The sequence below is a fragment of the Paenibacillus sp. P22 genome (genome assembly GCF_000469945.2).
GTDB lineage: Bacteria > Bacillota > Bacilli > Paenibacillales > Paenibacillaceae > Paenibacillus_O > Paenibacillus_O humicus.
This window is the reverse complement of record NZ_CBRA020000043.1, coordinates 1-9,060: the sequence shown is the minus strand read 5'-3', so window position 1 is coordinate 9,060 and position 9,060 is coordinate 1. Positions and strand designations below refer to the sequence as shown.

Below are 9,060 nucleotides of genomic sequence, written 5' to 3'. Positions count from 1 at the left end.
TACAAGGTGAATGATGGCTACCGCGAGAGTGGAGCAGGATGGGAAGCCAGGCTTTGCGCGGCAGCTGCAGATCCTGGACGAGGCTGATGACGGCGCCACTCGACCGGAATCCGGCGGCCTTGCAGAGCTTGGCGCATAGCCGGCGGGGCGGCGCTGGAGCGCGGCATGTGGGCAAGCGCCGCTTCCGCAGGAAGCAGGCGCTGCTCCATCGTCCCCTGCTCCATCAACAGCTGGGCTTGTTCAAGCGTCAGGCAATCCTCTTCCGAAAAGCCCGCCGACAGCGTGCGCTTCAGCTCCGCCATGGCGGCAGGCACCCCGAGCTTGCTGCCGATATCTTCGCACAGCGTGCGAATGTACGTCCCTTTGGAACAGACGACCCGGAACCGGACGAGCGGATGCGGCCTGTCCAAATCCATGGACAGCACATCAAGCGAATGAATCGTGGCTTGACGGGGCTTGCGCTCCGCCGTCTTGCCTTCCCGCGCCAATTCATAGAGCCGCTTGCCGTCAACCTTCACGGCCGAATACATCGGCGGCAGCTGCATGATTTCGCCCAGGAAGGACATCAGGGCTTGCCTTATATCCTGCTCGCTCAATGCGACTGAGTCCACTTGCTCCAGAATCTCGCCGGTCAAGTCGAGCGTATCCGTAGAAATGCCGAGCTGCAGGACGGCCTCGTAGGCTTTGGGCAGCTCCTGCATGTATTCAACCACGCGTGTCGCTTGGCCGACGCATAAAGGAAGCACGCCGGTCACCATAGGATCCAGCGTGCCCGCGTGGCCGATGCGTTTGGTCCGGAGCAGCCTGCGGCATTTGGCCACCACGTCGTGGGACGTCCAGCCGGCAGGCTTCCAGATTGCCAAAATTCCATCCATCAGTCTTTCAGTTCCTCCCTTATGACGGCCAACAGGGAGCTCATCGCTTCCTCTATCGGGCCGTCAATGCGGCAGCCGGCCGCCCGGATATGGCCGCCTCCGCCGAAGCGGGAAGCGATTGCCGCCACATCAAGCGTGCCTCCGGAGCGCAGGCTTGCCTTGACGCTTCCGTCGCGCAAGCCTTTGAACAGGATGCCAGCCTCTACGCCTTCGACATTGCGGGCATAATTGACAAGGCCCTCCAGATCCTCCGGCGCAGCGCCTGTCTCCTGCATGTCTTCGGGCGAGATATGCATCGTGCAGACGCGGTCGCCATAATGAAATTCCATCCGGTTCAGCCCTAGCCGAAGCAGCTTCAGCTGAGGCAGCGACATGCGTTCCAGCAGCCGATCGGCGATGGCATGGCCGCCCGCCCCGGCTTCAAGAAGCTCCGATGCTGCCTGCATGACCCTGGTATCTGTATTGGAATACCGGAAGCCTCCCGTATCCGTAAGCAATCCGGTGTAGAGCATTTCCGCCGCCGGCTGCTCCAGAGGCATGCAAGCGGTCCGGACGAGCCCGTACAGAATCTGTGCCGTGGCCGCGGCATCGGGAACGACGAGATTGACGGCTCCGTATCCGTTATTAGTAGGATGATGATCGATATTGAGCAGCTCGTACCCGTCTTCGAACCATTCCGCAATTCGTCCGATCCGTTTGAAATCGGCGCAGTCGACGGCAATGATCCGCTTGAACTTCCGCCCTTGGTTTTCTCCATAGCGGAGAATGCCTTCCGAGCCGGCCATGAAGCGCAGCCTGTCCGGCACGAGGTCTTCATTGGCCAAGACAGCCTTCTTGCCCAGCTTGCCGAGCAGCCAGGCCGCAGCAAGCGTGGAGCTCACCGCATCCCCGTCAGGCTGAACATGGGAGACAACCAAGTAGTCGTCTCCCTCGTTCATGAACTGCAGAGCAGCTTCGTATAGATCCTGCCCCGCCCCGGTCATTGGCCTCCGTTGTCACGGTTGATGTCCGTGAGCAGAGACTCAATGCGGCTGCCGTACTCGATGCTGCTGTCGAATTTGAAGAGCAGCTCCGGCGTATGGCGCAGACGGATTCGCTTGCCGAGCTCCGAACGGATGAATCCGGTGCCGCGCGCGAGCGCCTTCAATGTTTCTTCCTTTTGATCGTCGCTTCCGAGCACGCTCAGGTACACTCTCGCCTGGGACATGTCGTTCGTGACTTCGACGCCGGTCACCGTGATGAAACCGATGCGGGGATCCTTGAGCTCAGCCTGGATGATCTGGCTGAGCTCCTTCTTGATCTGTTCCCCCACCCGGCCTACGCGGATCTTAGCCATGGTGAATCACCTCTTTAACGTTCTACCTTTTCCTGCACGAAGGCTTCGATAACGTCGCCCTCTTGAAGATCATTGAAGCGCTCGACTGTAATGCCGCACTCGTAGCCTTGAGCGACATCCTTCACATCATCCTTGAAGCGCTTGAGCGTGTCGATTTTGCCTTGGTATACGACGATGCCGCTGCGGACGATGCGGGCTTCAGCCGAACGGGAAATCTTGCCGTCGATGACCATGCAGCCTGCGATCGTGCCGACCTTGCTCACCTTGAACAGGTTGCGCACTTCGGCGTGGCCGATGACGACTTCCTTGAAGACCGGATCCAGCATGCCCTTCATGGCCTGCTCGATTTCTTCGATGACGTTGTAGATGATGTTGTGCAGGCGGACGTCGACCTTCTCCTGCTCGGCAGCCACGGCGGCCTGAGTCTCAGGACGGACGTTGAAGCCGATGACGATGGCGTTGGAGGCCGATGCCAGCGTGATGTCGGATTCCGTAATCGCGCCGACGCCGTTGTGGATGCTCTTCACGCGGACGCCTTCCACTTCGATCTTCTCGAGCGAGCCGCGGAGAGCTTCCAGGGAGCCTTGAACGTCGGCTTTGATGATGACGTTGAGGTCCTTGATCTCGCCTTCCGTAATGTGCTTGTAGAGATCGTCCAGCGTAACGCGGGAATTCGCTCCCATTTCCGACTGGCGCTGCTTGATCGAACGGCGTTCCGCGATGTCGCGGGCTTTGCGCTCGTCCTCGAACACCATGAACGGATCGCCGGCTTGCGGAACTTCCGTCAGGCCCGTAATCTCGACCGGAGTCGAAGGATCGGCTTCCTTGAGGCGGCGTCCCTTGTCGTTGATCATGGCGCGCACGCGGCCGAACGTATTGCCGGCTACGAATGCATCGCCGATCTTCAGCGTCCCGTGCTGCACGAGCACGCGGGCTACCGGGCCTTTGCCCTTGTCGAGCTCGGCCTCAAGCACGGTGCCGCGGGCGCGTTTGTTCGGGTTGGCCTTGTAGTCGTTGACCTCGGCCACGAGCAGGATCATTTCCAGCAGCTCTTCGAGATTGATGCGCTGCTTGGCGGAAATGTTGACGAAGATCGTGTCTCCGCCCCACTCTTCCGGTACGAGCTCGTATTTGGTCAGCTCCTGCTTGATCGTATCCGGATTCGCATCCGGCTTGTCGATCTTGTTGACCGCCACGATGATCGGGACATTCGCCGCTTTGGCGTGGTTGATCGCTTCGACCGTCTGCGGCATGACGCCGTCATCGGCCGCCACGACGATGATCGTGATGTCCGTCACTTCGGCTCCGCGGGCGCGCATCATCGTGAACGCGGCGTGGCCCGGAGTATCGAGGAACGTAATTTTCTTATTGTTGATTTCGACCTGGTACGCGCCGATATGCTGCGTGATGCCGCCGGCTTCGCCGCCGGTCACGTTCGTGGAGCGGATTGCGTCCAGAAGCGTCGTTTTGCCGTGGTCGACGTGGCCCATGATGGTCACGACCGGAGCGCGGGCGATGAGATTCTCTTCCTCGTCCTTCTCTTCGACCGTCTCGAAATCGTCTTCCTCGACCGGAATCTTGATTTCGACTTCCTCGACTTTGAACTCGGATGCGACGAGCTGGATCGTCTCGATATCCAGTTCCTGATTGATCGTCGCCATGACGCCAAGGAAAATGAGCTTCTTGATGACTTCGGAAGCGTCCTTGTGGAGCAGCTTGGCGAGGTCGCCGACGGTCATGCTGCCGCGGACGATGATTTTCTTCGGCGTATTGTCGATTTTCTCGCGTTGAGGCTGCTGGCCGCCGCGGCCGCCTTTGCCGCCTCTGCCGCGGCTCTTGTAGMTGACGCCGAGAGAAGAGAAGAGAAGAGAAGAGAAGAGAGAAGGGTTGACAATTCGCGCGCCTCGCGAGGTTTCAAGGACTCTGGGGCCGAATTTGCTATGGAATGGGCGCAATGACATGAACTTGCACGTACTGGCGAGTATGTGCGTTAATGCCGTGAAATAACGCCGATGTGGCAATGGATGGAGGGGAGATAAGAGAGATCGCTGGTTTCGGCAACTTTCAACCTTGATAATGCTCATGCTCAAGCAACCTCATTTTCCTATCGGACATAGGATCCCTTATTTCCGAGGATTTCGTTCATTGACGCATTTATCGGACATAGGATCCGCTATTTCTATAGTTTATATTGCTATATAGCTAATTGTTCACAAATAACGGATCGTATGTCCGATCCGCATAGGAATGTGATGATTTTCGGCCAAATAACGGATCGTATGTCCGATCCGCAAAGGCAAGTGAGGTTTTCAAGCAGACTTCCGTCCAGCGTCAGCTATGCCAGCCTCGAGCGGGTGGCGGAGGAGCTGGAGCATGCATGCCCGCAGCCTGTTCCGCCGGCCCGGCTGCCTCGTCGTCGACGTGACGGACCGGGCCATCGAGGAGACGGCCGGCATCATTCTCGATGCGCGCAAGCATCGGATCCAGCCTTAAGTCATGTCGACAAGCCTGATGATCGGATTCGATTGTAGACGGGTTTGAGATTTCTGCTTATATCGCAGTAAAGCCTCCGCAGTAATTTTGGGAGCTTTTGGTTTTTTTACTCTGGCTGAATGAGACGGCGGAATCTGCAAGCATAAGCTCTTTTAGCAGATGTGACTCAACAACAGAGCGAGATTGCGATAGGGATTTTATTATTTAGGAGCAGGAGCTTGCTTTCTTATCGTATGATCTCAATCCTGGCAGCTTGGCCGATTGCAGCTCCTGTCGCCCGAGCCTCGCTTGTTATCGGACATACGATCCGTTATTTTGTCGTTTTACTACCTAACCAGCTTGTTATCGGACATGAGATCCGTTATTTCGCCAAAATGAGACCCTACGAGGGTTAAAATCGCTAAATAACGGATCGTATGTCCGATAAATGGTGAAATCCTTGCTTTTGAGCCGAATAGCGGATCGTATGTCCGATAAATTAAAAAACAGACGAGCACTGTGGCTCCGAAACTTCATCGTTGAAACTTCCCTTTCTCCCTCCAAGCGGATCGGAGGTGACCTCGCCTCGCTGTTGTTCTCCCTCCAAGCGGAGCAGAGGAGGCCTTGCCTCGTTGTTGTTCTCCCTCCAAGCGGAGCGGAGGAGGCCTTGCCTCGTTGTTGTTCTCCCTCCAAGCGGAGCGGAGGAGGCCATCCGAATCCGGAAAAGCGGCAGCGTTCGCCTTTGAAGACGGATTGCAACCCTGTCAGGGGGTGTAAATCAGAGCAATCCGGCTTCAACAGCGATTGGAGGATCGGATGGCCTCCACAGCGCAGCTGGCGCTTCTCCCTCCGATGGCCTCCGCAGCGCAGCTATCATTTCCCCCTCCGATGGCCTCCGCAGAGCAGCTGCCCCTTTCCCAAGGAAACAGCAAAGGCGGCCCTCAAGCCGCCTCTGCAATTTTTACTTGACCGCCCCGTTCGTAACCCCAGCGAAAATATAGCGCTGAAGGAAGAGGAACAAGACGACCGTCGGAATGAAGATGATCAGGATGCCGGCCGAGATGACGTTGAGCTGGGCGGCATTCGGCCCAACGAACGAGTAGATCGCGGTGGAGACGACCTTGAGCTTTTGGCTCGGCATGTACAGGTAAGGCGTATAGAAATCGTTGTAGATGGAAATCGTCTTCAGGATGATGAGCGTCGCCGTGGCCGGGGCCAGCAGAGGGAAGATGATGGAGCGGTAGATCTTGAACAGCGAAGCCCCTTCCATCATCGCGCTCTCGTCCAGGTCTTTCGGAATGCTGTTGACGAACTGGAGATAGATGACGATCTGCAGCACGTCGGCGCCGATGTACAGAAGGATCGGAGCGCCCATCGTGTTGTACAGGCCGAGCTTCTGGATGACGGAGAACGTGGCGACCTGCGTCGTCACCATCGGGATGACCTGGGCGACGAGGTACATGCCCATGATCGGCTTTTTCAGCTTGAAGTCGAAGCGGCCCAAGGCGTACGCGACCATCGTGCCGAGCACGACGTTGCCGGCGACAGCCGCAACGAGGACGATCAGCGTGTTCTTGAAGCCGAGGCCGAGATCTCCGACATCGTATACTTTTTTGAAGTTGTCGAAGTTGAAGAAGTCATGCGGCAGCGCCAGGGAGGACGACTGGTAGTACTCCATCTGGGTTTTGAACGCGCCGACGAATACCGAGTAGATCGGGAAGAACACGACGAACAGGGCGAGCACGATCGTGAGATATTTGAAAGCCGTGAACAGCGGCGAGCTTTTCTCTTGATCCATGGTTTATTTCCCCTCCCTGAACAAGACTTTGCGCTGGATGACGATGAAGATCAGTACGATGATGAGCAGCACGACCGCCATGGCCGATGCGAGGCCGAAGCTCTGATACTTGAAGGCCGTGTCCACGGTCTGGATGACGAAGGTCTGCGTTCCGTTGGCTCCGAGCATCATGACGTAAGGAATATCGAAGGCCTCGAGGGCGCCGGTCAGCGTCAGCAGCAGCATGAGCGAGAGGACGCTTTTGATGCTGGGCGCGGTAATGAAGCGGAATTTCTGCCAGCCGGACGCGCCGTCGATCGATGCCGCCTCGTAAATGTCCCCGGGAATGGACTGCAGGGCGCCGATGAAGATCACCATGTTGAGGCCCATGTATTTCCACATCGAGATGAACGCCAGAGAAACGTTGACCAGATGCGGATTGCCGAGCCAGCTCTGCTGCCAGGAATCCAGTCCGACTGCGCGCAGAAGGCCGTTCAAGGCTCCATAGTCGAGATGGTACACGTTCTTGAACATGATGACCGTCGCGACGCTGTGCAGCACATACGGCAGGAACAGCGCGACGCGGAAGCCGTATTTCCCCTTCAGCCTTCCGGTCAGGATAACGGCGAACCACAGGGAGAAGGCCACCTGGATCAAGCCGCCGACGAAGTAGTAGGCGTTGTTCTTGAGGGCGTTGAACACCTCGGGCTCGGAGAAGATCTGCTTGTAGTTGTCCAGGCCTACCCAGTTCATGTCCCAGCCGGTGCCGGTCCAGTCCGTAAAGCTGTAGTAGATCAGGGAAACGGCCGGATAGTACGAGAATGTAAGGCTGAGCAGGACCGGTATGGTCAGAAAGCCGAACAAGATCAGTAATCGCTGCGTTTTGTAGGTAAGCCGATTCACGAAGTTTCCCTCACTTTCATTTGCCGGGATTGATACCGCTTTCAGTATAGACAATTATAGGCCCTTCCCTGGACTTTGCGAATGGACGGTGTTTGGTTTTGTTGTCTTCAATTGTGCTAACTCTGTTAGCTGCGTTAGCTTATGCAGCAAACAGGCATCTGCACGGATGCAGATGCCTGTTCCACTCGCCTGCCGGAACGGGATTCCCCTCATCAAGGCGATATCCATTCCTGCTATTTTAATCGCTGCCGTCCGTTGGCTGCTTTCCACCCTCCGCCTCTGGCTTGCCGTCTGCATGAGCCCTCGAAGCACATGAGCCTGCAATGACGACGATGCCGGATATGCTGTTGATGCTTATGCTCGCGCAAGTCAAGCAGCGGCTGCAAACCGAAGGCAGCAGCGAAGCGGCAATGGCTTCTTCCCGCTATCTGGCGCCGTCCCTGTATTCCTTGGGCGTTTTCCCTGTGGCCCGCTTGAATGCCTTGGTGAAGTAGGCGGGATCCGTGTAGCCCGACAGCTCGCCGACCTCGTAGGTTTTCAGCTCCGGACGTTCCTTCAGCAGCTTCTTGGCCTGCTCGATCCGCACCGAGATCGCATAATCGGTTATCGTTTCTCCCGTTTCGCTCTTGAACAGCTTGCTGAGATAACTCGGCGTCAAATGCACCAGATCGGCAAGCTTCTGCAGGTCCAGCTCCTCGCTGTAATGCTCATGCAAATAAGCTTTGACGGTTTCGACCGACCGGCTTTCATGCCGCTGGTCCTTGACCCGCCGCAGTCCTTCCTGGAAAATCTCCCGCAGCGCCGCCGCGTAGCGCTGCCACTCGGGGAAGCTGCCGGGCTGCGGCATGAAAGGGCTCGCAGACTCCTTCCTTTCCGTCAGCCCCTCCTCCAGGGCGGCGGCCGCTTCCGCTGCGGCATCGACAAGAACGCTCCACGCCATGCGCAGCTTTCCAGCCTCCCGAATCCATTCGTCCAGCGCTTCGGAAGCGCCGTCGAGATCGCCCGCCTTGACGGCTCCTTTGGCCTTGTCCACCCATCTGCGGAGCGGCTCCGGATCGGCCTGCCGCTGAGGCGCGGGGGCATATGCGGCGACGGGCTGTCCAGACGGAGCATACCAGGCGTTATGGCAGGCGGACTCCGCCTCCCTGTACGCTTGGCCCAAGCCGGATCCGCCGCTGTAGACGCCTCCCGTCCCGATCCGGGCTTCCATCGAGATCGGCAGCCTGCCCAGCAGCGTCACCGCGAGCTCTCTGGCCGTATCGGCATGGTCGCCCTTGCGCAGGCCGATCAGCAGAGCGACGCTCCCTCCCTCCCTGACGAGGGCGAGGCTGTCCCGGCGCAGCTCGGCCGCGGCCCGGCGCAGCTCCTCCCCGTCCAGCTCAGGAAGAAGAAGATTGTCGTTGGAAGGCCGTTGTCAACGGAGGCTTTGGCCGGGTTCAAGAAGAAGTCTCCCCATCCTATGAACGAGTTGCCTTCGCCGCCGAATGCGATGCCGTACCTACGGCCCAGTTAGATCAGGGAACAAAGGCCTACGGTAAAGATCGTCTTGCCGGCGACATGCCCGGCATTCTTCATGCGGGTCGACCCGGTTTCCAGAAGGATGAAGGGTTGGAATGTTATCGTTCTGTGGGAATGTGAACTTAAAAAAGATCCAAATGAAAGATTGGACCTTTTAGTGCAACAGATTAAAATGAGGC

The 9,060-nt window shown here is 57.7% G+C and carries 7 protein-coding genes and 1 pseudogene; 1 reads left to right on the top strand and 7 read right to left on the bottom strand.

The annotated features are described in order from the left end of the window. Positions 1 to 17: 17 nt before the first annotated feature. The 4 genes and pseudogenes from truB to infB all read right to left on the bottom strand — a co-directional run. Complete coding sequence (gene truB, locus BN871_RS08185; RefSeq protein ID WP_053086957.1) at positions 18 to 875, bottom strand: tRNA pseudouridine(55) synthase TruB; 858 nt, start codon at positions 873 to 875, stop codon at positions 18 to 20. After that, complete coding sequence (locus BN871_RS08180) at positions 875 to 1,858, bottom strand: bifunctional oligoribonuclease/PAP phosphatase NrnA (RefSeq protein WP_021878682.1); 984 nt, start codon at positions 1,856 to 1,858, stop codon at positions 875 to 877. Before BN871_RS08180 ends, truB begins: the two co-directional genes overlap by 1 nt. Continuing rightward, positions 1,855 to 2,211, bottom strand: a complete 357-nt coding sequence (rbfA, locus tag BN871_RS08175) for a 30S ribosome-binding factor RbfA (protein WP_048745314.1) — start codon at positions 2,209 to 2,211, stop codon at positions 1,855 to 1,857. The genes BN871_RS08180 and rbfA overlap by 4 nt, the downstream gene beginning before the upstream one ends. 14 nt (positions 2,212 to 2,225) lie before the next feature. Beyond that, positions 2,226 to 4,040, bottom strand: a pseudogene (gene infB, locus BN871_RS08170) (translation initiation factor IF-2); the annotation flags it as partial. 544 nt (positions 4,041 to 4,584) lie between these two features. Between infB and BN871_RS28930 the strand changes: the two are divergent. Further along, positions 4,585 to 4,704, top strand: a complete 120-nt coding sequence (locus BN871_RS28930) for a kinase/pyrophosphorylase (protein WP_021881791.1) — start codon at positions 4,585 to 4,587, stop codon at positions 4,702 to 4,704. A 940-nt stretch (positions 4,705 to 5,644) separates the two neighbouring features. Here BN871_RS28930 and BN871_RS08165 read toward each other — a convergent pair. The 3 genes from BN871_RS08165 to BN871_RS08155 all read right to left on the bottom strand — a co-directional run bounded on the left by BN871_RS08165 (position 5,645) and on the right by BN871_RS08155 (position 8,726). Then, on the bottom strand, positions 5,645 to 6,481 hold the full coding sequence (locus BN871_RS08165) for a carbohydrate ABC transporter permease (protein ID WP_048745313.1): 837 nt from the start codon (positions 6,479 to 6,481) through the stop codon (positions 5,645 to 5,647). A 3-nt stretch (positions 6,482 to 6,484) separates the two neighbouring features. After that, the gene (locus tag BN871_RS08160; protein ID WP_048745312.1) at positions 6,485 to 7,363 is read right to left on the bottom strand and encodes a carbohydrate ABC transporter permease; all 879 of its coding nucleotides are present in this window, start codon (positions 7,361 to 7,363) and stop codon (positions 6,485 to 6,487) included. Between the two features lie 424 nt (positions 7,364 to 7,787). Next, entirely contained in the window at positions 7,788 to 8,726 is a 939-nt protein-coding gene (locus BN871_RS08155) for a helix-turn-helix domain-containing protein (protein ID WP_269745410.1), read from the bottom strand. Positions 8,727 to 9,060: the final 334 nt, after the last annotated feature.

Excerpts from the sequence above, each read along its gene's own strand:
- BN871_RS08165 (WP_048745313.1), bottom strand. The coding sequence starts at position 6,481 with ATGGATCAAGAGAAAAGCTCGCCGCTGTTCACGGCTTTCAAATATCTC.
- truB (WP_053086957.1), bottom strand. The coding sequence starts at position 875 with ATGGATGGAATTTTGGCAATCTGGAAGCCTGCCGGCTGGACGTCCCAC.
- rbfA (WP_048745314.1), bottom strand. The coding sequence starts at position 2,211 with ATGGCTAAGATCCGCGTAGGCCGGGTGGGGGAACAGATCAAGAAGGAG.
- BN871_RS08180 (WP_021878682.1), bottom strand. The coding sequence starts at position 1,858 with ATGACCGGGGCGGGGCAGGATCTATACGAAGCTGCTCTGCAGTTCATG.
- BN871_RS28930 (WP_021881791.1), top strand. The coding sequence starts at position 4,585 with ATGCATGCCCGCAGCCTGTTCCGCCGGCCCGGCTGCCTCGTCGTCGAC.